The following is a 24997-nucleotide window of genomic DNA, read 5'->3' as shown; positions in this document are numbered from 1 at the left end:
GTCGGGCCCCGTCAGGGCGACAGCAACTGACGCACGCGCTGCCGGTGCATGCCGCGCAGCGCCGGCAGCAGCGCGCCGACGTCGCTGTACTCGGCGCCGGACAGCGCGCCCGCCAACGCGCCGGCGAGGGCGCCAGCCTGCTCCGGCACCATCGACGGCGCCGGCCGCGCGGCCGACTCGAGCTGCTCATGCAGGCGGGCCCGCGCCTGCGCGACCTTGGGCTGCGCCTGCAGCAACTGTCCCAGCGCCTGGCGCTGGCCGGTCGCTTCCTTCAGGTCCCAGCGCTGCGGCTGCAGCGCGTCCGGTGCCGGCTCCAGCAGCGCGCGCACCGGCTGGCCGCTGGGGAAGCGCTTGCCTTCGCCGCGCAAGGTCAGGCCGTCGCGCAACGCGGGCCACTGCGACTCGGTCACGCTGAACACGATCTCCGTGCCCTGTGCCTGCACCGACAGCCCCGCCGGCGACAACGCCTTCGTCAGCGCCTGCAACTGCTGCTGCGTGCCCTCGCCGTCCAGCGACACGGCAATCACCGTCGCCTTGCCCGGCGCGCCGCTCTCCTGCGGCTGGCCCGGAAGCTGGAGTCTCAGCGTCTCCTTGCCCCCTTGCTGCAGCACGGCCAGATCCAGGCCGCGCAACTTGAAGCGCTGGCGCGCCGCGCCGTCCTCGGGCGCGGCCTGCAATTCGGCATCAACGCGCCCGCCGGCCTCGCGGCTGCGCTGCGACCAGAGCTGACGCAACTGGTCGACCTGCCCGCCCAGCGTCGCCGACGGGGGGGTCTGGCGCGCCAGCGTCTCGCTGAGACCGCCCTTGAGCTGCTGCATCGCCGCGGCCAGCCGATCGAGGTAGTCCAGCCCCTGCTGGAGTTTCCCGAGCTGAAGTTGGGCGCCCGGTTCGCGTGCGGGTGAAGCGCCGTCGCCCGCGCGCAGCGGCGCGGCGGCGACATCGATGAGGACGGGCTTCTCTCCGGCCGGCGCGCTCAGCGCGGGCCGCGTGCCCGGCACATCGAGGAGCGCGGGACGTGCCGCGGCAACGCCGGCACCGCCGGCACCGCTCGTCGCCAAGGCGGGCGCGGTCGGCAACGCCGCCATGCGAGCGCCGTCGGCGGACCGCGACGCGCGATCCCCGCCGAACACCGGCGCGGTGAGCGCGTCAGATCGCATCGAACAGGCTCAACTGGCTGACCTTCGCATAGGCCTTCTGCGTCGCCTGCAGCGCCAGCGTGTAGCTGTTGAGGCGCGTGGCGGCCTCGCCGTAGTCGATCTGGCCGAGGTCGAGCGCGGTCTGCCGGTTGGCCAGGCTGACGGACGCATGGTTCGTGTCGATCGTGTCCAGGATGTTCTGCCGTCCGCCGAGCTGGCCGATCTTGCCCGCCACGTCGCCCAGCGTCTGGTCGAGCGCGGCGATCATCGCGGTCACGTCCGCGTGCACGCCTTCGGCGGTGACACCCGGCGTGGCCAGCTGGCCGCCCAGCGTGTTGAGCTGCCGCAGGAAGGCGCCCATGCCCTCGAGCGACACGTTGCCGCCGATGGCCATGTTGTCCGCCACGGCGACCTGCTGCGTCTGCGAGTTGCCCAGGAAGTTGTAGCCCGCGTCGACGGTCGGCTGGTCGCTGGCCGTGCCGGAGAACAGGTAGCGGCCTTCCGCGTTCTTGCTGTTGGCCAGGAAGAGCAGGCTGTCGTGCAGCGTCTTCACCGAGCCCGACATCGCGTTCAGGTCGTCGCCGGTGTTGCCCGCGTCGGCCGCCCAGACCAGCAGGTCGCGCGTCGCCTGCAGGTCCTCGCGGATGCTGTCCAGCGACACCTCGCTGGTCTTGAGCCGGCTCTGCAGCGCGCCGATGTTGTCGCGGTACTGGTCGAGCGAGGCCTCCTCGCGCGACAGCCGCGCCAGGCGCAGCGCCGCGATGCTGTCGTCGGACGGCTTGAGCACGCGCTGGCCCGACGCCATCTGCTGCATCACGTGCGTCAGGCCCTCGTTGGCGGCCTGCAGCGCGCTGTTCATCGTCGTGTGGTACTGGTTGCTGGCGATGCGCATGGCGGCTTCTCCGGAAATCGACGATCTGAACGGGGACTGAGGGGAATGGACGACGCCGGGCTCAGCCCAGCATCTGCAGCGTGCTGTCGAACAGCTGGTTCGCCACCGCCACGACCTTCATGTTGGCCTGGTACATCTGCTGGTACTGCATGAGGTTGATGGCTTCCTCGTCGGTGTTGACGCCGGCGCTGGACTTCCAGTCCTCCTCGGACTGGTCGCGCACCGTCGTCGCGGTCTTCTGCGAGCCCTGGTTCAGCGAGCTCGCCACGCCCAGCTTGCCCACCAGCTGCGTGAACACGTCGCCGGTGATGATCTGCGTCGTGCCGGCGGCGTTGCCGGCCGCATCGAAGGTGGTGATGGTCATCGGCCGGTTCTTCAGGCCGATCAGCGCGGTCAGGTTGCCGCTGTCGCCGCTGACCGTGGCGCTGCTGGAGAACGCCAGCTGCGCCGCGGTGATGCCGGTCATCTTGAGCGTGCCGCCGCTGGTGTCGAACAGCGGCGCGCCCGGCGTGGCGGCCGGCGGGGCGAAGCCCAGCGCCAGCTGCGCGTTGAACGCGTTGCCGATGCCTAGCGCGAGCTCCGAGATCGTCGTGCGCATCGGTCCCAGCACCTGCTTCTGCAGATCGGCCAGGCCGCCGAGCTGACCGCCCTGCCCCACGTCCGACAAGGTGAACGAGGTGTTGGCGAACTGGATCTTCAGCGCGCCCGGGCCGGACGTGGACATCACCGCCGCGTCCGCGCCGACGACCAGCGGCTGGCCGCCCTTGAGCGACACGCTCTTGGCGCCGTCGGGCGTGTCGACGACCTGCAGGCCGACCAGCGCGGACAGCGCCTTGATCTTCTCGTCGCGGGCGTCCTGCAGCCCGGCGTCGTTCATGCCGGTGGCGCGGCCGCCGGCGATCTGCTTGTTCAGCAGCGCGATGTCCTGCGTCAGCGCGTTGACCTGGTTGACCACGCCGTCGCGCTGCGTCGCGATCGCCGTCTGCTGGTTGGCGAACAGCTGCTGCAGGCTGTCGAAGCGCTTGACCAGGCCGTCGGCGGCGGTCAGCACGGCCTCGCGCAGCGGGCCGGATTCCGGCTGGACGCTGGCCGCGTTCAGCGCGGCGAAGAACTGGTCGATGCCGTTGTTGATGTTGGCCGTGTCGTCGGACATGACCTGCTCGAGCTGGGTCATGTAGGACTGCCCGGCGCTGTACTGGCCGAGCTGGCTGGTCGCCTGCCACAGCTGCACGTTCTTGAAGCTGTCGGCGAAGCGCAGCAGCTTGGACACCTGCACGCCGGCCCCGCCCTGCGGCGTCTGCAGCGAGCCCAGCAGCACGCCGGTGCGGGTGTAGCCCGGCGTCATCGCGTTGGCGACGTTCTGGCTGGTGGTGCCCAGCGCGGCCTGGGCGGCCTGCGCGCCGGTGAGGCCGTTGAGGAGGATGCTCATGGGGTCGAGGTTCCTGAGGATGCGGGGGCGCCCGCGGGGAAGTCCGCAGGGGTCTTCCCTCCGGAAGGCGACGCGCCGGCGCCGGAACTTAAGCCCGCCGCGGGAAGGACCTGCTTGAGCATCAGGTCGGCGATGCCGAAGGCGCGCTGCTGGGCGAGCGCGTCGGCGACCATCCCGTCGGCCAGGTCCAGCATGTCCTGGTTGGCGCGCTTGTGTTCGACGCTGTCGTCGTCGGCCAGCGCGCGCGTGCCGGCGCGCATCTGGCTGATCATCTGCTTGATGAAGAAAGCTTCGAACTTGACGGCGGCGTCGGTGGCCTGCGCCTTGATGCGCGCATCGGGATCCTTGGCGCCGTCCAGCGCGGCGACCGACGGCATCGGAGAGGAAGTCGGGAAGTCGCTCATCAGATCACCTGCAGCTCGCCCTCGATCGCGCCGGCCTGATCGAGCGCCTGAAGGATCGCCATCAGGTCGTCCGGATTCGCGCCGATGCTGTTGACCATGTCGACGATCGCCTGCAGCGAGGTGCCCGCCGGCCAGCGGAACATCCGGCCGTCGCCCTGGTCCACGCGCAGCTGCGACTGCGGCACCGTCTGCGTGCGGCCCTGGCTGAACGCGTTGGGCTGGCTGACCTGCGGGCTCTCGCTGATGACGACCTTCAGCGAGCCGTGCGACACCGCCGCCGGGCGCACCTTGACGCCGTCGGCGATGACGACGGTGCCGGTGCGGGAATTGAAGATCACGCGCGGCAGCGCCGGCGCGGCGTCGATGGACAGGCCCTGCAGCTGCGCGACGAAGGCCACGCGCTGCGTCGATTCCATCGGGGCGCGCACCGACACGCTGGTCCCGTCGCGCGTCGACGCCGTGCCGCTGCCGAAGCGCTGGTTCAGCGCGTCGACGATCTGCGTCGCGGTCTGGAAGGCGGGGCGCTTGAGGTTCAGCACCACATCCGGCCGGGAGTCGAAGTCGCTCGCGATCTCGCGCTCGATCGACGCGCCGTTGGGCACGCGGCCGGTCGTCGGCGTGTTCACCGTCACGCTGGAGCCGCTCTGCCCCTGCGCGTTCAGGCCGGTCACGACCAGGTTGCCTTGCGCCAGCGCGTAGACCTCGCCGTCGGCGGCGTGCAGCTCGGTCAGCAGCAACGTGCCGCCGCGCAGGCTCTTCGCATCGCCCAGCGAGGACACGGTGATGTCGATGGACTGCCCGCGGCGATAGCCCGACGGGAAACTCGCGCTCACCATCACGGCCGCCGCGTTGCGCGACTTGGCCTCGGTCTTCTCGGGCAGCTTCACGCCGAACTGCTTCAGCAGGTTGGCCACCGACTGGCCGGCGAACTTCACCTGCGTGCTGTCGCCGCTGCCGTTCAGCCCGACGACCAGGCCGTAGCCCAGCAGCTGGTTCTCGCGCACGCCCTCGATGTCGACGAGCTGGCGCAGCGGCTGCGCCGCGAAGGTCGGCATCGCCACGCCCAGGCCGAGGACCACGCCGAGCACCAGGCCGAGCACCAGGCCGGTGGACAGGGGAATCGATCGATTCTTCATGGGGGACTCGCGATGGAGGGGAGTCGGATTGGTCATCTGACCGGATCTCAGATCGGATTCCACGGGCTGTTGAACCAGCGCGTGAACCAGCCCGGCGTGGCGGCATCGGCCAGGACGCCCCGGCCGCTGTAGGCGATGCGGGCGTTGGCCACGCGCTGCGAGGACACGCGGTTCTCGCTGTCCACATCCGCCGGACGGACGTAGCCGGCCACGCGCATCAGTTCCTCGCCCTGGTTCAGCGTCAGGCTCTTCTCGCCGTGCACGCGCAGCAGGCCGTTGGAGGTCACCTCCTGCACGACCACGGTGATCGCGCCCTGCAGCGTGTTCTGCTGCGTGCTGCTGCCGCTGCCGTTGAAGTCGCGCCCCGCGTTGATGCCGTACGAGCGCTGCTTGCCGTTCAGGTCCAGGCCGAAGCTGCCGCCGCTGGTCTTGCCGCTCTGCGTGTTGGCGCTCTTGCTGGCCTGCGTCGCTTCTTCGAGCACGATGGTCAGCACGTCGCCGGAACGGAAGGCACGCGTGTCGGCGATCAGGCTGGCGCTGCGGCCCGCGGCGAACACGCCGCCCCCCGACGGCCGGACCGTCTCCGCGATCGGCAGCGGCAGGCCGCCGGGATCGGCGCTCGGCAGTTCCGGCGGCGCGATGATCGCGCAGCCGCCCAGGGCCGTCGCGAGCGCCACGGCAAGGACCGCGGCCAGGGTCGCGGAGCGCGCGGAGCGGTCGAGGCGGTCGGCCCCGGTGGGAAGTGCGGCGGCGGGCGGTGCGGCGGCGTTCATCGACGTCTCCTCAGCGTGCGGCCTGCGCCAGCACCTGCAGCATGTTGTCGGCGGCGGAGAGCACCTTGGTGTTCATCTCGTAGGTGCGCTGCGCCGCGATCATGTCGACCATCTCCTCGACGACCTGGACGTTCGAGCCTTCCAGCGCGCCCTGCTTGAGCTTGCCCAGGCCGTTCTCGCCCGGCACGCCCTCGGTGGGCGCGCCACTGGCGCCGGTCTCCTGGTACAGGTTGTCGCCCAGCGCCAGCAGGCCGGCCGGGTTGACGAACTGCGTCAGGCGCAGCTGGCCGATCTCCTGCGGCGCGGCGTTGTCGGCGACGGTGATCGACACGACGCCGTTCTCGCCGATCGTCAGCGACTTGGCGTTGACGGGGATGGTGATCTCCGGCTGCAGGCGCTGGCCCTGCGCCGTCGTCAGCCGGCCTTCCGGGCTGACGTTGAGCTGGCCGGCGCGCGTGTAGGCCGGCCGGCCGTTCGGTCCCTCGACCTGCAGGAAGCCGTTGCCGACGATGGCCACGTCCATGCTCTGGCCGGTCGTCTGCAGGCTGCCGTTGGTGAACACCTTCTGCGTGCCCACCATGCGCGTGCCGTTGCCCAGCTGCACGCCGGTCGGCGCGGCGGTGCCGTCCTCGGCCTGCGCGCCGGGCTGGCGCTCGACCTGGTAGAAGAGGTCCTCGAACATCACCCGGTCGCGCTTGAAGCCGACCGTGTTGACGTTGGCCAGGTTGTTGGCGATCGCTTGCAGCTTGGCGTCCTGCGCCTGCACGCCGGTCTTGCTGATCCACATGGCGGGGTTCATCGGGGGCTCCTTGGGGAAATGCGGGAATGTCGGAGGAACGGGATCGAGGTCGAGGTCGAGGCCGAGGTCGAGATCGAGGTCGAGTGAACGGACGGCCGCGTCACTCGCGGACCAGCCGGTTGCCGGTATCGGCCATGCCGTCGGCGGCCTTGTAGAGGCGCATCTGCAGCTCGAAGTCGCGGGCCAGGTTCATCGTGGCGACCATCTCCTCGACGGCCGAGACGTTGCTCGATTCGAGCTTGCCCTTGGCGACCTGCACGGCCGGATCGGCGGCCGGCGTGCTGCCGTCGCGCGTCACCAGCAGGCCGGCCTCGTTCTTGGTCAGCTGCGAGAACGGCGGCTTGACGAGCTTGAGGCGGTCCACCGTCTGCAGCTCGGGCTGGCCGTTGGCCAGGACCGAGATCGTGCCGTCGGCCTGTACTTCGAGCCTGTCGTGCGGCGGCAGCACGATCGGACCGCCCTCGCCCAGCACCGCGTGACGGCCCAGGCGCAGCGTGCCGTCGGCGTCGACGGTGAAGTTGCCGCTGCGGGTGTAGGCCTCGCGGCCCGCCGGTCCGTCCTGCGCCACGGCGAACAGGCCCTCGCCCTCGACCGCCAGGTCGAGATCGCGGCCCGTGTCGCGCTGGCTGCCGGCGCGCGCGCTGACGACGTCCGAACGCGCCTGCGCCAGGTGCCGCGCGTCGTAGCCGTAGCCCTTCACCTGCGCGGCGCCGGCCTGCTCCAGGTTGGCGCGGAAGCCGGCCGTCTCCATGTTGGCCAGGTTGTTGGCATGCACGGCCTGCGCGCGCTGGATGCGCTCGGCGCCGCTCATGACGGTGTAGATCAGGGCGTCCATCGGGGGCTCGCTTCAGTCCGGGTGGTCGGGAAGAACTCGCGGAGAACTCGCGGGGAACTCGCGGAGAACTCGCGTCAGACGGCCTGCATCAGCGCCTGCATCATCTCGTTCTCGGTCGAGATGAGCTTGGTGTTGGCCTGGTAGTTGCGCTGCGCGCTCATCAGGCTGACGAGCTCGCCGGTGACGTCGACGTTGGACTGCTCGATCGCGCCGGCGCTGAGCTTGGACGCCGTGCCCGCGCCCGGGCGCGAGTACAGCGCCACGCCGCTGTCGATGGTCGACGTCCAGCTCGTGTCGCTCATCGGCTTGAGCGCGCTCTCGTTGGCGAAGGTGGCCAGCGCGATGGTGCCGACGGTCTGCTTCTCGCCGTTGCTGTAGTTGGCCACCAGCGAGCCGTCCTCCGACAGGCTGGTGCCGGTCAGCGTGCCGGCGGCATAGCCGTTGGACTCGTTGGTGCGGGTCGTCGTGTCGCCGGCGTACTGCGTGGTGGTGGTGTAGTCGATGCGCATGGCGATCGGCGCGGCGCCGTTGGCCGGCGCGGCGTTCAACGTCACGGCGGGCACGGCGGTGAGCTGGCCCAGCGCGTCGAAGTTCATCGTCGCGCCGACGCCGGCCGGGGCCGCGCCGTCGAAGCTGTAGTACGCGTTGACGGCGCCGACGCCGGTCTTCACGAAGTACTGCGTCACGCTGTGCTTGGTGCCCAGCGAGTCGTACACGACCGAGGTCACCGAGCTGTTGTAGCTGCGCGAGTCGTCCTTGTCGAAGGGCGCGAGCGCGGGCACGGTCCAGTCGGCGCTGAGGTTGCCGTTGTAGGTCAGCACGTCGCTGGCCTGCGCCGGGATCGTGCCGGCGTTGACGCGCAGGTCGCCGAAGGCGCCCAGGCCGGCACCCGGCACCGGCCGGCCGTTGGCGTCCAGCACCGCGGCGTAGCCCTGCGCCTTGCGGCCCAGGCTGTCGATGACGTTGCCGTCCTTGTCGACGTCGAACAGGCCCACGCGGGTGAACACGGTCTGGCCGTCGTCGCCCTTGACCGCGAAGAAGCCGCGGCCCTGGATCATCGCGTCCATGCCGCGTCCGGTGTTGAACAGGCCGCCGCCGGTCTGGATGCTTTGCGAGATCGAGCCCACTTCCACGCCGGTGGGCGCGCTGTCGGCGTACATGGACGAGAAGTTGCTGCGGCTGGACTTGAAGCCGTAGGTGCCGGAGTTGGCGATGTTGTTGCTGATGGTCTCCAGGCTGGCGTTGACCGCGTTGATGCCCGAACGTGCGATTTCGAAACTCATGGGGGCCTCCGAAGGCGTTGGATGCTGGGAACTGGGGAAGACTCTGAAGAACCTGGGAAGGACGCGCGTCAGGACGCGGCGCGGCCCTTGAACTGGGTGATGGCCTGGCTGGTGACCTCGCCGACGCCGGCGAGCTGCAGCATCACGCTGCCGTCGGCGGACAGGCGCACGCCGTCCAGGCGGGCGACGGTCTCCAGGCTCACCTCGCGCTTGTCCTTGGCCTCGAACTTCAGGCTGTACTGGCCGTCGCGCAGGCCCAGCTTGGCCGGGTCCAGCGTGTAGCCGTGCTCGCCCTTGCCGAGCGAGCCGAGGTCGATGCGCTGCTCGGTGCCGTCGCCGGCCGTCACCACCAGCGTGTTGGCGGGGCTGCTCGAATCCAGCGTGTAGCGCAGCTCGACCGGATCGCCCTGCAGCTGCACCTGCGAGACGGTGGCCTGCAGCGTCGAGCCGACCTGCGCGCCCAGCGTCATCAGCTGCAGGCTCGCCAGCATGCTGGCGTTGGTCTGGCCCTGCGAGGTGAGCTTCTGCATCGACTCGACCTGGCTCAACTGCGTGAGCTGGCTGACGAACTGCGACGGGTCCTGCGGCGACAGCGGGTCCTGGTTCTTGATCTGCGCGACGAGCAGCGTGGTGAACAGGTTGCTCAGGCCGCCGCTGTCGCCGTTGCCGGCGATCGCGCTGGACGACGAAGTGCCGTTGCCGCTCGAGTTGTTGTTGACGGAAGTGGTCATGTCGGTGCTCCGTGGAGGATCGGGGTCAGGCCTTGATCAGGGTCGGATCAGGCATGGATCAGCCTTCGCCGAGGCGCAGCAGCGACTGCTGCATCGACTTCACGCGCGACAGCACCTCGACGTTGGTCTCGAAGGCGCGCGAGGCGGACAACATGTCGGTCATCTCGGCGACCGGGTTGACGTTGGGGTAGAAGACCTCGCCGTTCTCGTTGGCCAGCGGGTTCTCGGGCTCGTAGGCCTTGCGCAGCGGCTCCTGGCTCTCGACGACGTCCAGCACCTGCACGCGCGTGCCCGCGAGTTGCTGGTCGCCCAGCCCTTCGCGCGCGGCGAGCGCGGCGAACACCGGCTTGCGGGCGTGGTACGTGGCGGTCTCGCTGCCGGCGGCCGACTGCGCGTTGGCCAGGTTGCTGGCGATCGTGTTCAGGCGCACCGTCTGCGCGGACATCGCCGAACCGGCGATCTGGCTGATCTGCTTGAAGGACATGACAGCTCCCGTTTTGTCGCTCATTGACCGCTGATGGCCTTGGCCACGCCCTTGAGCTTCATGTTCACGAAGCTCAGGCTGGTCTGGAAATCGAGCGCGTTCTGCGCGAAGGCGGCCTGCTCCACGCCGAGCTCGACGGTGTTGCCGTCCTGCGCCGGGTGGTACGGGACGCGGTACTTCATGTCCTGGTCGCCGGTGTCGAGCGCGAGCTCGCCGTTGAACCCGTCGCCCGATCCGTCGCCGGAACCCAGTGCGCTGCGCAAGGACGCGGCAAAATCGATGTCGCGCGCCTGAAACCCCGGCGTGCTGACGTTGGCGATGTTGGAGGCCAGGACCTTGGTCCGCTCCGCGCGCAGACGCAGCGCGTCGTCATGCACCCCGGCCGCCTTGCTGAAATCGATGCTCATGCGCGACTCCCTCTTTCCGTTCGTTTCCGAATCCGTTGCTGTCTGTCGTCCGCTGTCGATCGCTCTGGCGATCTCAGCGTTGTCCTTGCCCTGCGGGCTGCCGGCCGCCCTGGCCGCGGGTCCGGCACCGCAGGCGCCGAGCGCCTCCAGGGACGGCACCGCCCTGCTCGACGCCCAGGTGCTGGACACCGCCCGCGACGCCTTGCTCGACCAGGCGCAGCAGGCCGGCCTGATCTCGCCCGAACTGCAGCTTCAGCAGCCCGCGCCGCGTCCGCGTCCGGCCTGCCCGGCCGGCTGGGACGTCGCGCTGCAGGACAGCCGCAGCCTGATGCGCCTGCGCCTGGTGGCCCGCTGCACCGACGACGCCGCCCGCGTGCCGCCGCAGGACTTCCTGCTGCGCGCGACGTTGAGCGCCGAGGTGCTCGTCGTCACGCAGGGCGTGGCCAGCGGTCAGCCGGTCAGCGACGATCAACTCCAGCTGCAGCGCCGCGACATCAGCCAGACGCCCGACGCGCTGTCCACGCTGGAGCCCGGCTTCGCCGCACGCACCACACTGCGCCCGGGCCAGCTGCTGCAGAAACGTCTGCTGGCCGCGGCCATCGTGGTCAAGCGCGGCGACGCCGTGCGCATCCAGGCCAGCCGCGGCGGCGTCAGCGTCGAAGGCGCCGGCGAGGCGCTCGACAGCGGCGCGCGCCAGGGCCTGATCCGCGTGCGCAACAGCGCCAGCGGCCGCGTGATCCAGGCGCGCGTGCTGGACGCCGGACTGGTCGAGCCCGCCGAACTGCGCTGAGTCGATCGCCGCGAAGACCGGCTTCATTTCGCAACTCCAGCCGCGCGCGCGGCGGCGCCCGTCGAGGTCGATTTCTGAGCGGTGTCGAGTTGCGCCGTCACGCGCGCCGCCACCTGCGTGAGCTTCTCCGCATACGCCGGATCGGTGGCGTAGCCGCCGCGCTGCAGCGCGACGCCGTAGGCGCGTGCATCGGCGCCGGCGTTGAGCGCGCCCTGATAACGCGGGCTCGTGCCGACCAGCCGGGCCAGATCGTCGAAGGACTGCGACGGCGACGCGTAGGCGCGGAACGCCTCGCGGCGCGCGACGGGCGTGCCGCCTTCGACCTCCGTCGTCATCGCCTGCGCGACGGCGCCCTGCCAGCCGGTGGCCTTGATGCCGAAGTAGTTGTGGCTGCTCGAGCCATCCGCTGCGCGGATCGGCGAGCGGCCCCAGCCCGTTTCCAGCGCGGCCTGCGCGGTCAGCACCTCGGGCGCGACGCCCAGCTTCGCGCCGGCGCCGCGCGCCAGCGGCAGCACCTCGTCGATGAAGGCCTGACGCTGCGCATCGCTGACGGCGTCGTCCGCGGAGCCGCCGGTGCCCGGCGCCGCGTCCATGCCCGCCACCGCCTGGGACCGCACGCGGCCCCACGCGCCTTCGGGGCTGAGACCGCCGCCGTCGCCCTGCTCGATGTAGCGGACGACGTCGCGATTCAGCTCATTGAACAACGCATCGAAGCGCGGCGTACCGAAGCCGCCCGCGCCAGCGCCACGTCCAGGCGCGACCGGCTCCGTCGCCAGCGACGGGAACTCACCCGCCCGGAAGTCAACGTTCCGCATAGATGTGCTCCTCGCGGCCCAGCAGTTGCTGCATCAGCGCCTGCTGCTCGCCGATCAGTTGCGCGTTGCGCAGGTTCATCGCCTTGCACTCCGCCAGCGCGCGTTCGATCGCGCGGCGCAGCGCGGCGATCGGCTCGGCCGTCGCGGCCGGCAGGCGCTCCAGCAGCGCGCGCAGGCTGGGCTGCGCCGCGCGGCCGAGCAGGCCGACCAGCAGCTCGCGGCGACGCGCGCGTTGCGCCTCCATCTCCGCGGCCTGCGCGAGGATCTCCGCGGACAGCGCCGCCATCGCCTCGGCCTCGTGCCGCAGCGCGGCGTGGAACTGGCGGTCCAGCAGCTCGCGCAAGGTCTCGTAGCCGCGCAGGTCCTGCGAGAGTCCGTCGACGAGCTGCTGCAGCATCACCGCGGCGGTGCTGTCGGCGCGGCGCGCCGTGCGGGTCAGCGTCGCGGTCACGCGCGGCCTCCGTGATAACGCTGGATGAGCTGCGACAGCCGGTTCGCGTCGAACTTGATCTCGCCCTTGGCCAGCGCGTCGCGCAGCGCGGCGACCTTCACCTCGTCGACTTCCGGCATCGCGGCGAGCGTCGCCTGCGCGGGCTTGAGGACCTCGCTCGCCAGCTCGCCGGCGAGCATCGCGGGACCGGACGACGGGCCGGCGCCGAGCGCGCGGTCGGTCGACTCGACGGACGCCGACGACGTCGTGCCGGCGGCGGGATTCAACGGGTTGGTGCCAGTGATCTTCATTCGTTCACCCTTGGATCTGGTGCGCATGCGGCCTCCGTCAGCGGGAGGCCGCCGGCTGCGGCTTCATCAACGCGCCGCGAACCTGCTCGGCGGCATCGCCGTCGCGGGCCGGGTCGCGCAGCCCGGCCGGGCCGAACATCCCGGCGATCGCCTGCGCCTGCTTGGCGGTCAGCAGCATCAGCTCGATGCGGCGGTTGGCGGCCGCGGTCGGCGTCAGCGGGTCCAGCGGCGCGGCGTCGGCCATGCCGGTGACCTGCAGCACGCTGGACTCGGGCATGCCGCCGACCAGCAGTTCCTGGCGGGCCGCCATCGCGCGATGGCTGGACAGCGCCCAGTTGGTGAAGGCGCCCGGCCCCTTGTCCTGATAGGCCGTCGCATCGGTGTGCCCGACGATCAGCAGCTGGTTGCGGATCTCCGCCAGCAGCGGGCCCAGCTTGCGCAGCAGCGCGCGCAGCGGCGCGGCCGGCTGGGCGCTCCCGCGCTCGAACATGCCGCTGGCTTCGGTGTCGTGCAACTGCAGCCGCAGACCCTGCGGCGTGACGGCGCTGCGCAGATGGCCCTCCAGGCCCTCTTCCTTGGCCAGCGCGGCGATGCGACGCGCGAGCGCCTGCAACTGCTCCGGCGAATCCAGGCTGGGCCGACCCATGCGCGAATCCGTCGAGCCGTGCTGCGGATCGCCGGGGCTGGGCTCCTCGCTGCGCGCGGGCACCGGATGGCGCTCGATCATGCTGCCGCGCGAGCCGGCGGCCAGCGAGTTCGTCAGCCCCTGCCCGTCCTCGATCAGGTTGGCGCCCGCGTTCTGCAGCACGACCTGCATGCGCTCGGCGTTGCGCGAGGCCAGCAGCCACAGCACCAGGAACAGGCACAGCAGCGCCAGGCAGAAGTCGGCGAACGCGACCTTCCACGCGCCGCCGTGGCCTTCGTCGTCGGCACGGCGCGAGACGCGCTTCACCACGGTCGGGTAGTGATCGCGCGCGGCCTTGCCGCCAGCACCAGCCAGGCCGCCGGGACCGATGGACACGACCTCAGGCTGCACGGCGCTCTCCTTCTCCCGCCGGGCGATCGCCCGCGCGGCGGCGCGGCGTGGCGGCCGGCTCATCGCCGTTGAGGGCGTCGATCCAGCTTTCGAGCAGCGCGAAGCTGGGCTTGATGTTGAGCTGCACCAGACGGCGTCCGGCGTCGATCGCCAGCAGCGGCGGCTTGCCCGACACATGCGTCACCAGCACGACCTTGACCGACTCCAGCGACGCCAGCTCCTCATGCACCAGCTGCTTCATCATGTTGGACAGCGGGTCCATCACGCCGTAGCAGAAGAAGATGCCGATGAAGGTCCCGACCATCGCGGCGGCGACCATCACGGCAATCTCGCCGGTGCCCGCGCCTTCGGCGACGTGGTTCATCGCCATCACGATGCCCAGCACCGCGGCCAGGATGCCGAAGCCGGGCATCGCCTCGGCGATCTTGTGCAGCGACTTGGACGGCTGCATCAGCTCGTCGTGGATGGCCTCGAGCTCCTGCTCCAGCACGCCCTCGAGCTCATGCGCGTTGATCTTGCCCATCGCCATCAGGCGGAAGTTGTCGACGATGAAGTGCAGCAGCTTGCGGTTGTCGAGGATCAGCGGATAACGCTGGAACAGCGCGCTCTCGTGCGGCGCCTCGACGTGCGCGTCCAGCGCCTTCAGGCCGCCGGCGGCCGTCTGCAGCAGCTCGTACATCAGCAGCAGCAGCTGGCGCTGGAACTCCTGGCCGTGGTCGCTGCGGCGCACCAGCTTGCGCAGTTGCAGCAGCATCTCCGACAGCACGTGGCGCGGGTTGCCCAGCACGATCGCGCCCACGCCGGCGCCGACGATGATCAGCAGCTCCACCGGCTGCCAGATGACCTTGAACTGGCCGCCGTGCAGCATGAAGCCGCCGAAGACGCAGCCCAGGACGATCCCGATTCCGATGAGTGCCTGCATGTCCGTTCCTTTTTCCTGTTCCGCCGGTCTTCAGACTTGCTGCAGAAAGGCGCGCATCTTGGCGAGCGCGGCCTTGTTGATCTGGGAGACGCGCGCCTCGGTGAGATCGAGCACGGCGGCGATCTCCTTGAGGCTGGCGTCGAATTCGTAATAGAGCTGGATCACCCGCTGCTCGCGCTCGTTGAGCGCCGTCAGCGCCTGCGCGATCGAGCGCGTGACCATCAGCTGCGCTTCCGGGTTGCGATGCTCGCTGGGCATCTGCGCCAGTTCCTCGACCAGTTCGTCGAAGCTGGCCATCTCCTCGGCCACCTCGGCCTGGAGGAAGTCCTGGTACTGCTGCGGCGTGAGCTTCAGGTGGCGCAGGATCTCGGCCTCGGCCGGCTCGCGGCCGAGCTGGCGCGTCAGCGCGCGCAGCGCGTCGCGCTGCTTGTGGCTGTCCTGGCGCACGGTGCGCGGACGCCAGTCCTGGCGGCGCAGCTCGTCCAGGATCGCGCCGCGCACCCGCAGCGCGGCGAAGGCGCCGAAACCGCCGTCCGGTTGTCCGTAGCGGCGCAGCGCCTCCAGCAGGCCCATCAGGCCGATCTGCTCCATGTCCTCGCGGTCCATCACCGCGCTGGCCTGCGCCGACAGCTGCCGCACCACGCGCTTGACCAGCGGCGCGTACTCGCGCAGCGCGCGCTGCTCGAGCTCGGCGCTTTGCGCGGCGCTGAGGCCCGCCGTCGCGACGGCGCCCCATTCGGCGTAGGCATGCTGCACGGTGCTCTGTCCCGGTGGTGCTGGTGGTTCTGGTCGTGCTGGTGATCGCGCGCGGACGGGACCGTCACTCGATGATCAGCTTGCCGATCAGCGCCTCGGCGAACGGCGCGTCGCGCCGGTCCGCCGCATAGCTCTCGGCATAGGCCTGGTTGAGCAGCTGCGCGAACTGCTCGACGCTCATCGCCTGCGCGCTCTCGACCGTGTGCGTGGACAGCGCCTTCACCGCCACCGTGCGCAGCAGCGGCAGGTGGTCCTTGGTGCGCTTTTCCTGCTCGGGCAAGGTCTTGAAGACGATGTCCACCGCCATGTAGTGCGACACCGCCGAGCCGTTCGGGCCGCGCAGCATCACCAGCACCTTGTCCAGCGTCACGTACTTGTAGTCGGGCGCCGGCTTGCCGTCGTCCTTGGGATCCTTGGCGTCCTTGCCGCCATGCGCGGCGTCGGCGCCGGCGGCGGTCGCCGCCGTCTTGGTGCCGTCGGCCTTCAGCCACCACACGGCGGCGCCGGTACCACCGGCGGCCAGCAGCGCGACGACGGCGATCACGCCGATCAACTTGGTCCTGTTCTTCATCGCGTGGTCCTCGTGTTGCCGCCCCTGATGCCGCCCGTGATGCCCATGGCGCCCACACCGCCCGCCCCCGCGGCGTTGCCCGCCAACGCGTCCGCGAAGCCGAAGGCGGCGGAAGCGCCCGACGCGCCGTGGTCGTCGTCCTGCAGCGCGCGACCGGGCTGGCGTTGCGCATCGCGTTGCTGACCGCCCGATTGCGGCTGGCCGCCCGCGGCGGCGCCGTCGCGACCACGGCCGTCGCCGGCCGCCTGCGCGCCCGAGGCGACCTGCACCGACACATCGCCCGAGTGGCGCTGCACCAGTTCATGGCGCAGCGGCTCGGCGATCTGGCGCAGTTGCTGGCGCACGTCGTCATTGCTGGCGGAGAGCTGCACCTGCAGCGCGCCGCCTTGCTGGCGGATGTCGATCTCGATGCGGCCCAGCTGCGGCGGCTCCAAATGGAGGCGAGCACTGTCCGCGCGCTGCGCGATCTGCAGTTGCAGCCGGTCGCCCAGCGCCTGCATCAGCGGCTGCTGCCAGGCCTCGCGCGAGGCGGGCAGCGTGAGCGTCGAGGACGCCGAGGCTCCGACGTCGGTGCCGCCCGACATCGCGCCCGGCGTCATTGCCGTCATCAGGTCGGCGCTCCAGCGCTGCAGCCCTTGCCAGGCGCCGGCGTCGGTCGCGCTCGCCGGCACCGCGACGTCCGCGCCTTGCAGCGCGAGCAGACGCGCCGCGTCGGTGGTCAGTGCCGATGGCAGGGTCGTCGCGTCTTGCGAGGCCCGCGAAGACGGCGAGGCCGGCGAGTTCGACGCCGCACCGGCCAGGTTTCCCGACGCGCCGGCCGCATCGCGCGCCACCGGGGCCGGCGGCATCACCACGGGGATCAGCGTCGGCATCAGCATCGCCATCAGCGGCGCGCTCGCGGGCAGCGCAGCGTCATCCTGCGCGGCGGAGGCCTCGCCATCGGTGCCGTCGCCCGCCGGCCGCGCGCCCCCCGCGACGACTCCGATCGCGTCCTGGCCCGCGGTGCCTGCCGGGCCGCGACCCAGCAGTTCATCAAGGGCCTGCATCAGCGCGGCGTCGAGCACGTCGACGTTCCCATCGGCGCTGCCGCCCGACGCGTCGGCCCCCTGGGCCTGTGCGGTGTCACGCTCCCCCGCGGGCGCCATCAGCGGCGCGAAGGGCAGCACCACGGCCGGCGCGGCAGTCCCGTCCGCCGTGCCCGCACGGTCCGCCTTGCCGCCCGCCGCGTTGCCAGAAGGCAGTCCCGGCGCCGTCGCGGCGGACGGCGAGGCGGCGGCGTTGGCCGCGGCGGCCATCGGAGTCATCGTCATCGTCATGCTTGCGCCTCCGTGCCCCAGTCGGCGGACTCCGCATACGCGGACCACCCCTGGCGCTGCTGCCGCATCTGTTCCAGCGTCTGCCCGACGCGCTCGAGCTCGCGCTGGCATTCGCCGCTGATCTGCTGATGGAGCCGGCGCAGCTGCTGCAGCGCGGCGCGCTCGCCGGGCGTCAGCGCCGCGGCGTCGAGGCCGCCCAGCAGCTGGGCCAGTTCCGCGTCGCCGCGGGCCAGCGCGGTCCAGTTGCGTTGGGCACAGGCGTCGCGCAGACGCTCGCCGAGCATCTGCAGGCGCGCGGTGATCGGCACCGGGCGGAGGGTCTGGGGCATCGCCATGTCCTCCTCACCCGTGGCGGGCGAGCACGCCCTGCCAGCCGCCGCGGATCTGCGCGAGCAGGCCGCGGACCTCGTCGACCAGCGCGACGTCCAGCTCGACGCCGGCGCGGTACAGCCGCTCCGCGCAGTAGTCGTAGAGCCGCGCCAGGCTGGCCACGACCTCCCCGCCCGTGTCCAGGTCCAGCGCGCTGGACAGCCCGTTGATGATGGCGACGCACTTGTCCAGGCTGGCGGCCTTGAGCTCGAAGCGCCGCGCCTCGATGTGGGCGCGGGCGCGGGCGAGCTCGTCCAGCAGGCCGTCCATCAGCACCAGCACCAGCTGGAGCGGCGAGGCCTGCGCGGTCTGCGCCTGCAGATGGACGGACTGGTAGCTCTGGTAGGCGTCGTAGCTCATGGGGTCGTCGTGGGCGTGTCGTCGAGGAGGTGCGCGGCGCTCAGGCCGCGACGGCGTCGAACAGGCTGCCCGTGCCACCCAGTTGCGTCTGCAGGTTCTGCAGCTGCGTGAACTGTTGGAGGTAGCGCGTGTACGCCTGGTTGTATTGCTGGTCCAGACGCAGCTGGCGGTCGCTGATGCTCTTCTGCTGAGACTGGATCGTGGTCTGGCGCTGCTTGATCTGGCCGTTGGCACTGTTGGTCCAGGTGTCGGCGAGCTTGTCCATCGCGCCGAGCAGGCCCGACGAGTTGGACAGCGCGGTCGAGCCCAGCACCTTGTCCAGCGCGTCGGGCGTGGCCGAGAGCGCCTTGCCCAGCTTGGCGCTGTCGAGCGTGGCGCTGCCGTCGCGGCCGATGGACACGCCCAGCGTGCGCAGGCTGGCGCCGCCGTAGTCGTTGCGCAGCACGTTGCCGATGCGGTCGCGCAGCGCGCGCACGCCGGCGTCGCTGGCGAAGGCGCCGTTGGCCGTGCCTTCCTTGCCGACGACGGTCAGGTCGTCGAGCGCCTTCTCCAGCGTGTTGTACGCGTCGACGAAGCTCTGCAGCTTGGCGCTGGTGGCCGTGTCGTCGCGCGCGACGGTCAGCGTCACCGGCGACTCGCCGGTGACCTGCGCCTTCTTCAGCGTGATGGACACGCCCTGGATCGCGGTGACCGTGTTGCTGGCCTGCTGCAGCCGCACGCCGGTGCCCTGCGCGCCCAGCCAGACGACGGCGTCCTGCGCGCCGACCAGCTCCTTGCGCTTGCTCGTGTCGTCCAGCGCGGTCTTCAACGGGCCGGACAGGCCCGAGGTGTCGATCGTCAGCTTGCCGCCCGCGCCGCTGACCCCGGAGGTCAGCACCAGCTGCGTCGCGCCGCCGACGGTCACGACCATCGCGGTGGCGTTGCCGCTGGCCGCGGTGTTGATCGCGCGGGCGATCTCGGTCTGCGACAACGTGCCGTCGCCGTCGCCGTCGGCGCTGGCGAGGTCGACGTTGAAGCTGGTGCCGTTGGCCAGTTGCACGGACATGCTGCCCGGGCCGGCCGGCACCGCCGGCAGGTCCTGGAAGGCGACCTGGTTGGTCGTCGCGAGCTGCTCGACGAACAGCGGCGTGCTGGTCGGCTGCGCGCCGGACGCGGCGGTCGCGGTCATGACCGCGCTGTCGCTGGGCGTGGCGCTGTACTGCGTGACCGACTGGCCGGGCTTGGACGACAAGGCGGCCAGCGCCGTCTTGAACGCGCTCAGCGCGCTCTGCAGCTTGGTCAGGCCGCTGGACGCGGTCTGCGCGGCCTTGGTCTGGGCGTCCAGCAGCGTCTGCGCCGGCTGCGTGTACGCGGTGGCCAGGCTGGTGGCCGTCGAGGTCGGATCGAAACTAGTCGCCATGGCGGGCTCCTCCACAAGGTCCGGGGTTGAGACTTCCCTGGTGGTAGGCGACCGGCAGCGGCCGGAACTTAAGCGGTGCGCGGTCAGCCACGGTTCCCCCGATCGTTGAGACGGGTCATCGGACCGAAGCCGCCCCAGGAACCGAGGGCGCCGAAGGCGCTCAAGCCGCCGTAGGCGCTGTCGTTCTGGGCGCTCTGCGACGCGATCTCGTCCTGCCCCTTCTGGTCGCGGCGGGCCTGCTCGGTGCGGACGCGCGCGTCGGCGCGGTCGACCAGCTGACGCAAGGTCTCCTGCTTGCGGGCGGCGGCCAGCGTGTCGGCGCGGGCCAGCTCCAGCTCGGCCTGGCGGCGCGCCAGCTCGGCGCGCTGCTGGTCGGCCCAGCCGCGCATCGCCTGCTTGTAGGCGGCGCTGTTCTGCGCCAGGCCGGGCAGCGCGACGCCGCTCAGCGTCGCCTGCGCGCCGAGCGCGTCCAGCCGGTCGACCGTGCCCTGCACCCGCTGGCACAGCTGCTGCTGCGCGACCAGCTTCGCCTGCTGACGATCGAGCTGGAGCTGCTGCAGCTCGGCCAGCTTGCCGAGGCTGCGACGCAGCGAATCCTGGCTGCCGCTCATGCGAGCACCTCCGTCAGTTGGGCTTGCGTGGAAACCAGCGGCGCGCCCTCGTGGGTGCCCTGGTGGAGAAAGGCCTCGATGCGCGGCCACAGCGCGACGGCGCGGTCGGTGGCCGGGTCGGCGCCGGGCACGTAGGCGCCCAGCGGCATCAACTCGCGGACCTGCTCGAAGCGGGCCATCAACTGCTTGATCTCGCGTGCGGCCTGCTGCTGGCCGCGATCGGCGACCAGCGCCATGCAGCGGCTGATCGACTGCGCGACGTCGATGGCGGGGTAATGCCCGCGCTCGGCCAGCGCGCGCGTCAGCACGATGTGGCCGTCCAGGATCGCGCGGGCCGTGTCGACGACCGGGTCCTGCTGGTCGTCGCCCTCGGCGAGGACCGTGTAGATCGCGCTCATGCTGCCGTCGCCCTCGCCGTTGCCGGCGCTCTCGACGAGCTCCGGCAGCAGGCTGAAGACCGACGGCGGATACCCGCGCGTGGCCGGCGGCTCGCCCAGCGCCAGCGCGACTTCGCGGCGCGCCATCGCGTATCGCGTCAGCGAATCGACCAGCAGCAGCACGTGCTGGCCCTGGTCGCGGTAGTGGGCGGCGATGCTGTGGCACAGCTCGGTGGCGCGCAGGCGCATCAGCGGCGACTCGTCGGCCGGCGCCACGACGACGACCGCGCGCGCCAGGCCCTCGGCGCCGAGGGACAGGTCGATGAACTCGCGCACCTCGCGGCCGCGTTCGCCGATCAGGCCGACGACGACGACGTCGGCGACCGTGTTGCGCGTGATCAGGCCCAGCAGCACGCTCTTGCCGACGCCGGAGCCGGCCATCAGGCCGACGCGCTGGCCGCGGCCCAGCGTCAGCAGGCCGTTGATGGCGCGCACGCCGACGTCGAGCGGCTCGTGCACCGGCTTCTTGCGCAGCGGATTGACCTTGGGCGGCACCATCTGCAGCGGCAGGTCGCCGCCGAGACGGCCGCGGCCGTCGATGGGCTCGCCCAGGCCGTTGACGATGCGGCCCAGCCACTGCGGACCGATCATCAGCGACGAGCGCTCCGGCGCCGGCAGCACGCGCGCGCCGGCGGCCAGGCCGTCGGGTTTCTTGAAGGGCATCAGGTAGGCGACCTGGTCGCGGAAGCCCACGACCTGCGCCGCCAGCCAGCCGTCGGGCGCATGCTCGCTCGCGCCTTCGAGCCGCTGTTCGATCAGGCAGCGCTGACCGGTGCGCAGCGTGCAGCCGCTCGCCTCGAGCAGCAGGCCCGAGGCGCCGACCAGACGGCCGGTGGGGGTCGACACCGGCACGTCGCCAAGCTCGACGCGACGCAGCGCGTTGCTGATCATCGGGCGCCCTCCCCGGCCGCGCCGAGCGCATCGAGCTCGCCGGCCGCCGTGTGCGAATGCGAGGGCGCGGAACCGCCGTCGGACCCGTGGCCATCGATCGTGGTCTCGGGCATCAACTGACCCCGCACCTGATCCATGCAGGCCGCCAGGCGCTGGCGGCAGCCGGCATCGGCCTCGCGACCGCCGGCGATGACGCGGCACTCGCCCGGGTCCAGCGAGGCGTCGGCATGCAGCGTCCACTCGTGCACGCGTTCGGGACCCAGCTCCAGCAGCCGCTGGCGATCCTCGGGATTCAGGAAGACCTCGACGCCGTCGCGCGCCGGCGGCATCGCCGACAGCGTCTCGTCGACCAGCGCCATCAGCTGCGTCGGCCGCAGCGTCAACTCGGCACGGATGACCTGGCGCGCCACGCGCTCCACCAGCTCGACGACCTCGCGCCGCATCGCGGACTGGTAGTCCTGCTGCAGCTGGCACAGGTGGGTGAGCAGCGTGTCGACCGCGGCCACGGGGCTGACCAGCAGCGCCCGCGCGTCCTCGCGGCCGGCGGCCAGTCCTTCGGCATGGCCGGCCGCCTCGGCGGCGCTGCGCGCCTCGTCGATGCCGGTCTGCAGGCCGCTCGCATAGCCTTCCTCGTAGCCCTTGGCCAGGCCTTCCTGGAAGCCCTGCGCCAGGCTGGCCTGCAGCTGCGCGCCGGACTGCCCGTCGAGCAGCAAGGACGCGCGGCCGACCTGGGCCAGCGGCGGGAAGCGATGCGGGCGCAGCGTCTTCATTCGACGACGTCCTCGGCGAACAGCTGGACCTGGATCTCGCCGACGTCCACCAGCGCCTTGACCTGCGCCATGATCTCGGCGCGCGCCTGCTCGACGCGGCTCATCGGCATCGGACCGCCGCGGCGCATCAGGTCCTCGAAGCTCTGCGCCTGGCGGCGCGGCATCGCGGCCAGCAGCGCATCGCGCACCGGCGGCTCGGCGCCCTTGAGCGCGACGGCCCACAGCTCCAGCGGCACTTCCTCAATGAGGCGAGTCAGCGTCGCCTCGCTCTGGCGCGAGAGCATGAAGAACTCGTACATCGACGACTCGATCTCGCCGACCACGCCCGGGTCGTGCGCGCGCAGCAGCTCCACCATCTGCTGGCGCTGGCCGGGCATGCGGTTGAGGATCTCGGCGACCTGCTTGACGCCTTCGACGGTCGCGCCCTGCTGGCCCAGGCCGGAGAGGCAGCGCTCGACCAGTTCCTCGAGCTCGACCAGCAATTCGGCGTCGACCTCCGACAGGCGCGCCATCTGCAGCAGCACGCGGTCGCGGCCGCCGGCCGGTCCTTCGGGCAGCGCGGCGACGACGTCGCCGGCCAGCGCGCTCGGCAGGAAGGCCAGGAAGACCGCCTGCATGCGCTGGTGCTCATGGCTGATCTGCTCGGCCAGCCACTTCGGCGAGGCCCATTGCAGGCGCTGCATCTTGGGCCGGATCGCGTCGCCGTAGATGCTGTTGAGCACGCTGGCCGCGATCTGCCCGCCCAGCGCGAGGTCCAGCGATCGCTTCAGGTAGGTGCGCGACGCGCCGTGCACGCCGCTCTGTTCGCGATAGTCGTCGAAGAAGGTCTGCAGCGAGGTGCGCACCCAGTCGACCTTGATGCCCGACAGCCGCGACATCACCTGCGTGACGTCCAGCAGCTCGTCGCGCGACAGGCAGCGCAGCACCGCGGCCGCGGGCTCCTCGCCCATGCTCAGCAGCACGATGGCGGCACGCTCGACCGGGCTCAGCGACGATGCGCTGCCGGGCGGAATGAAATCACTCGCTTCGGCCATTTTTCTTCTGCACCCATTGCTTGACGACTTCCGCCACCCGCTCCGGCTCCTTGGCCGCGAGCACCTTCAGGTGGTCCACCAGCACGTCCACCGGGGATCCCGGCGGCGGCAGTTCGTAGTTCTCGAGGAGCGGCGTCACCGCGGAGCCGGACTGCCCGGCACCGGCCGAAGCGCCCATGCCGGCGCCCATGCCGGCACCGATCGGGCCGCCCAGCGCCGGAACGCCCTCGCCCGCCGGCGCCATCGCCGGCTGAGCGCCCAGGCCGGCGGCGCCGGACAGCGGCTCCAGCGGCGTGATCCCGGGACCGTCGGCGCGGCGATCGGCGCGGCCGTCGTTGCCACGTTCCTTGCGACGCGCACCGCCCATGCCCAGCGCGTGCTGGCCCATGCGCAGCAGCGGACGCGCCAGCAGCAGGTAGCCGAGCAGCGCGGCCAACGCGTACGCGCCCCAGCCGCCGAACTCGACGATCGTGTCGCGCTGCTGGTACCAGGGCTCGACGACCGGCGGCGCCGGGAAGGCGAGCGTGGAGACGCTCAGCTTGTCGCCCCGCTGCGTGTCGATGCCCAGGCCGCCGTTGAGCAGGCGCTCGACCTTCTGCAGGTCGGCCGGCGTCCAGTCCTTCGCGCCGCCCGGCGCGGCGGCGGTGTTGAGCAGCACGGCCACGCTCAGGCGCTCCAGCCGGCCGCGACTCTTCTTCACCTGCGTGATCGAGCGGTCATAGGCGTACTGGCGCGTGGAGGCGTTCTTGCGCGCGGTGTTGCTGTTGGCGTTCGCGCCGTTGGGATCCTCGCCCTGCGCCGCGGACGCGGCGGCCGCCGCCAGCGCGGCCGGCGGACGGTTGCTCAGCGAGCCCGGCACGCCCAGCGCGATGCGCTCGCGGTCCTGCTCCTCGCGCATCGCCTCGTTGGTCAGCTTGGGCGAGTCGCCGTACTGCTCGCGGGTTTCCTGGATGCGATCGTTGTTGACGTCGGCGGTGACGCTCAGGCGATAGTTCTGCTCGCCCAGCACCGGGGCCAGCAGTTCATGCACGTTGCGGCGGATGTCGTCCTGGATGCGGCGCTGCGCCTCGTTGCCCTGCGCGCCACCATCGAAGCCTTCACTCAGGTCGACGCGCGCCGACAGCAGGTTGCCTTGCTGGTCGACCAGGCTGACCCGCGACGGATCGAGGTTGGCCACCGAGCCCGCGACCAGGTTGATCGCCGCGGCGATCTGCTCGTGGTTGAGCGAACGGCCCGGCTTGAGCGTCAGCACGACCGAGGCCGAGCTCTTCTGCCCGTCGTTGAGCACGAAGGAGCTGCTCTTGGCGACGGACAGATGCACGCGCGCGCCCTCGACGGCGTCGAGCGCCATCATGCTCTGGGCGAGCTCGCCCTCGAGGCCGCGGCGGAAGCGGATGTCCTGCACGAACTGGCTCACGCCCAGCGGATCGTTCTGGTCCATCAGCTCCAGGCCGGCCGGCAGCTTGGCCACGACGCCCTTGGCGGCGAGCAGCATGCGCGCGCGACCCAGGTCCGCATCGGGCACCAGCACCTGGCCGCTCTCGGGATGCAGGCGGTAGGCGATGTGTTCGGCGTCGAGCACCGACAGCACGTCGGCGGTCGGCACGTGCTCGCGCTGGCCGAAGACCGGCTTGTAGCCGGCCTGGTCGCGCCACAGCAGCATCAGCACGAGCGCGGTGACGACGGCGGCCAGGATCAGCAGCGGCGCGGCCGACCGGAGCAGGGGCAAGCCGGCGCCAGGGGCGGGCGCGGCCCTGTTGAAGCCGCCCAGCGCCTGGCCGAGGCGGCGGCGCCACGCCGGCATGCCGCTGTCGCCGGCGGTGCCGGTGGCGTTCTGAAGGGTCTGCAGCTCGTTCATCTTGTGCGTCCC

29 protein-coding genes are annotated in these 24997 nt (G+C 71.3%); 1 reads left to right on the top strand and 28 read right to left on the bottom strand.

Annotation, left to right across the window (positions count from 1 at the left end):
* Nucleotides 1–11 precede the first annotated feature (11 nt).
* From AC07PR_RS08050 to flgB, 12 genes are all read right to left on the bottom strand, one after another.
* Nucleotides 12–1157 carry a hypothetical protein gene (locus AC07PR_RS08050; RefSeq protein WP_495134967.1) on the bottom strand — a complete coding sequence of 382 codons (1146 nt, stop codon included), beginning with the start codon at nt 1155–1157 and terminating at the stop codon, nt 12–14.
* The gene (gene flgL, locus AC07PR_RS08045; protein ID WP_431104489.1) at nt 1147–2028 is read right to left on the bottom strand and encodes a flagellar hook-associated protein FlgL; all 882 of its coding nucleotides are present in this window, start codon (nt 2026–2028) and stop codon (nt 1147–1149) included. The genes AC07PR_RS08050 and flgL overlap by 11 nt, the downstream gene beginning before the upstream one ends.
* 61 nt (nt 2029–2089) lie before the next feature.
* Nucleotides 2090–3457: a flagellar hook-associated protein FlgK gene (gene flgK, locus AC07PR_RS08040; RefSeq protein WP_377153245.1), complete on the bottom strand. Its 1368-nt coding sequence runs from the start codon at nt 3455–3457 to the stop codon at nt 2090–2092.
* Nucleotides 3454–3861, bottom strand: coding sequence for a flagellar biosynthesis protein FlgJ (locus AC07PR_RS08035; protein ID WP_377153243.1), 408 nt, complete (start codon nt 3859–3861; stop codon nt 3454–3456). Before AC07PR_RS08035 ends, flgK begins: the two co-directional genes overlap by 4 nt.
* A complete protein-coding gene (locus tag AC07PR_RS08030; protein ID WP_431104930.1) occupies nt 3861–4916 on the bottom strand; it encodes a flagellar basal body P-ring protein FlgI in 1056 nt (351 codons plus the stop codon). The genes AC07PR_RS08035 and AC07PR_RS08030 overlap by 1 nt, the downstream gene beginning before the upstream one ends.
* A 128-nt stretch (nt 4917–5044) precedes the next feature.
* Complete coding sequence (gene flgH, locus AC07PR_RS08025) at nt 5045–5770, bottom strand: flagellar basal body L-ring protein FlgH (RefSeq protein ID WP_495134966.1); 726 nt, start codon at nt 5768–5770, stop codon at nt 5045–5047.
* 10 nt (nt 5771–5780) lie between these two features.
* Nucleotides 5781–6569 (bottom strand): flagellar basal-body rod protein FlgG, encoded by a 789-nt coding sequence (gene flgG, locus AC07PR_RS08020; RefSeq protein ID WP_495134965.1) that lies wholly within the window; start codon nt 6567–6569, stop codon nt 5781–5783.
* 100 nt (nt 6570–6669) lie between these two features.
* A complete protein-coding gene (locus tag AC07PR_RS08015; protein ID WP_431104494.1) occupies nt 6670–7404 on the bottom strand; it encodes a flagellar basal body rod protein FlgF in 735 nt (244 codons plus the stop codon).
* Nucleotides 7405–7478: 74 nt separating this feature from the next.
* A complete protein-coding gene (locus AC07PR_RS08010) occupies nt 7479–8687 on the bottom strand; it encodes a flagellar hook protein FlgE (RefSeq protein ID WP_483107102.1) in 1209 nt (402 codons plus the stop codon).
* 68 nt (nt 8688–8755) lie between these two features.
* A complete protein-coding gene (locus tag AC07PR_RS08005) occupies nt 8756–9418 on the bottom strand; it encodes a flagellar hook capping FlgD N-terminal domain-containing protein (protein ID WP_377153236.1) in 663 nt (220 codons plus the stop codon).
* A 58-nt stretch (nt 9419–9476) separates the two neighbouring features.
* Entirely contained in the window at nt 9477–9902 is a 426-nt protein-coding gene (gene flgC / locus AC07PR_RS08000) for a flagellar basal body rod protein FlgC (protein WP_331612753.1), read from the bottom strand.
* A 20-nt stretch (nt 9903–9922) separates the two neighbouring features.
* Nucleotides 9923–10309 carry a flagellar basal body rod protein FlgB gene (gene flgB / locus AC07PR_RS07995; RefSeq protein ID WP_377153235.1) on the bottom strand — a complete coding sequence of 129 codons (387 nt, stop codon included), beginning with the start codon at nt 10307–10309 and terminating at the stop codon, nt 9923–9925.
* 79 nt (nt 10310–10388) lie between these two features.
* Between flgB and flgA the strand changes: the two genes are divergently transcribed.
* The gene (flgA, locus tag AC07PR_RS07990; protein ID WP_495134964.1) at nt 10389–11099 is read left to right on the top strand and encodes a flagellar basal body P-ring formation chaperone FlgA; all 711 of its coding nucleotides are present in this window, start codon (nt 10389–10391) and stop codon (nt 11097–11099) included.
* Nucleotides 11100–11122: 23 nt separating this feature from the next.
* On the opposite strand, the gene AC07PR_RS07985 is transcribed toward flgA, so the two are convergent.
* From AC07PR_RS07985 to fliF, 16 genes are all read right to left on the bottom strand, one after another.
* Nucleotides 11123–11914 (bottom strand): glucosaminidase domain-containing protein, encoded by a 792-nt coding sequence (locus tag AC07PR_RS07985; protein ID WP_495134963.1) that lies wholly within the window; start codon nt 11912–11914, stop codon nt 11123–11125.
* On the bottom strand, nt 11901–12365 hold the full coding sequence (locus AC07PR_RS07980) for a flagellar protein FlgN (protein ID WP_377153229.1): 465 nt from the start codon (nt 12363–12365) through the stop codon (nt 11901–11903). The genes AC07PR_RS07985 and AC07PR_RS07980 overlap by 14 nt, the downstream gene beginning before the upstream one ends.
* Entirely contained in the window at nt 12362–12682 is a 321-nt protein-coding gene (flgM, locus tag AC07PR_RS07975; protein ID WP_431104501.1) for a flagellar biosynthesis anti-sigma factor FlgM, read from the bottom strand. The genes AC07PR_RS07980 and flgM overlap by 4 nt, the downstream gene beginning before the upstream one ends.
* A 10-nt stretch (nt 12683–12692) precedes the next feature.
* Entirely contained in the window at nt 12693–13691 is a 999-nt protein-coding gene (locus AC07PR_RS07970; RefSeq protein ID WP_495134962.1) for a flagellar motor protein MotB, read from the bottom strand.
* The gene (motA, locus tag AC07PR_RS07965) at nt 13681–14613 is read right to left on the bottom strand and encodes a flagellar motor stator protein MotA (protein ID WP_377153221.1); all 933 of its coding nucleotides are present in this window, start codon (nt 14611–14613) and stop codon (nt 13681–13683) included. The genes AC07PR_RS07970 and motA overlap by 11 nt, the downstream gene beginning before the upstream one ends.
* Before the next feature lie 30 nt (nt 14614–14643).
* Nucleotides 14644–15369 carry a FliA/WhiG family RNA polymerase sigma factor gene (locus AC07PR_RS07960; RefSeq protein ID WP_495134961.1) on the bottom strand — a complete coding sequence of 242 codons (726 nt, stop codon included), beginning with the start codon at nt 15367–15369 and terminating at the stop codon, nt 14644–14646.
* Between the two features lie 64 nt (nt 15370–15433).
* The gene (locus AC07PR_RS07955) at nt 15434–15940 is read right to left on the bottom strand and encodes a flagellar basal body-associated FliL family protein (protein WP_495134960.1); all 507 of its coding nucleotides are present in this window, start codon (nt 15938–15940) and stop codon (nt 15434–15436) included.
* The gene (locus tag AC07PR_RS07950; RefSeq protein WP_495134959.1) at nt 15937–17256 is read right to left on the bottom strand and encodes a flagellar hook-length control protein FliK; all 1320 of its coding nucleotides are present in this window, start codon (nt 17254–17256) and stop codon (nt 15937–15939) included. Before AC07PR_RS07950 ends, AC07PR_RS07955 begins: the two co-directional genes overlap by 4 nt.
* Nucleotides 17253–17585, bottom strand: a complete 333-nt coding sequence (gene fliT, locus AC07PR_RS07945) for a flagellar protein FliT (RefSeq protein ID WP_483107110.1) — start codon at nt 17583–17585, stop codon at nt 17253–17255. Before fliT ends, AC07PR_RS07950 begins: the two co-directional genes overlap by 4 nt.
* A gap of 13 nt (nt 17586–17598) precedes the next feature.
* Nucleotides 17599–17985: a flagellar export chaperone FliS gene (gene fliS, locus AC07PR_RS07940; RefSeq protein ID WP_377153209.1), complete on the bottom strand. Its 387-nt coding sequence runs from the start codon at nt 17983–17985 to the stop codon at nt 17599–17601.
* A gap of 40 nt (nt 17986–18025) precedes the next feature.
* The gene (gene fliD, locus AC07PR_RS07935; RefSeq protein WP_495134958.1) at nt 18026–19384 is read right to left on the bottom strand and encodes a flagellar filament capping protein FliD; all 1359 of its coding nucleotides are present in this window, start codon (nt 19382–19384) and stop codon (nt 18026–18028) included.
* An 83-nt stretch (nt 19385–19467) separates the two neighbouring features.
* Complete coding sequence (locus AC07PR_RS07930) at nt 19468–19995, bottom strand: flagellar export protein FliJ (protein WP_483107112.1); 528 nt, start codon at nt 19993–19995, stop codon at nt 19468–19470.
* Nucleotides 19992–21323 (bottom strand): flagellar protein export ATPase FliI, encoded by a 1332-nt coding sequence (gene fliI / locus AC07PR_RS07925; RefSeq protein WP_495134957.1) that lies wholly within the window; start codon nt 21321–21323, stop codon nt 19992–19994. Before fliI ends, AC07PR_RS07930 begins: the two co-directional genes overlap by 4 nt.
* Nucleotides 21320–22093: a flagellar assembly protein FliH gene (fliH, locus tag AC07PR_RS07920; RefSeq protein ID WP_495134956.1), complete on the bottom strand. Its 774-nt coding sequence runs from the start codon at nt 22091–22093 to the stop codon at nt 21320–21322. Before fliH ends, fliI begins: the two co-directional genes overlap by 4 nt.
* On the bottom strand, nt 22090–23127 hold the full coding sequence (locus AC07PR_RS07915) for a FliG C-terminal domain-containing protein (RefSeq protein ID WP_431104513.1): 1038 nt from the start codon (nt 23125–23127) through the stop codon (nt 22090–22092). The genes fliH and AC07PR_RS07915 overlap by 4 nt, the downstream gene beginning before the upstream one ends.
* Nucleotides 23111–24931 carry a flagellar basal-body MS-ring/collar protein FliF gene (fliF, locus tag AC07PR_RS07910; RefSeq protein ID WP_495135297.1) on the bottom strand — a complete coding sequence of 607 codons (1821 nt, stop codon included), beginning with the start codon at nt 24929–24931 and terminating at the stop codon, nt 23111–23113. The genes AC07PR_RS07915 and fliF overlap by 17 nt, the downstream gene beginning before the upstream one ends.
* Between the last annotated feature and the right edge of the window lie 66 nt (nt 24932–24997).

The organism is Roseateles sp. GW821-FHT09H11, from assembly GCF_059415845.1.
Note: the sequence above shows the minus strand (reverse complement) of the source record. Positions and strands in the feature narration are given on the sequence as shown.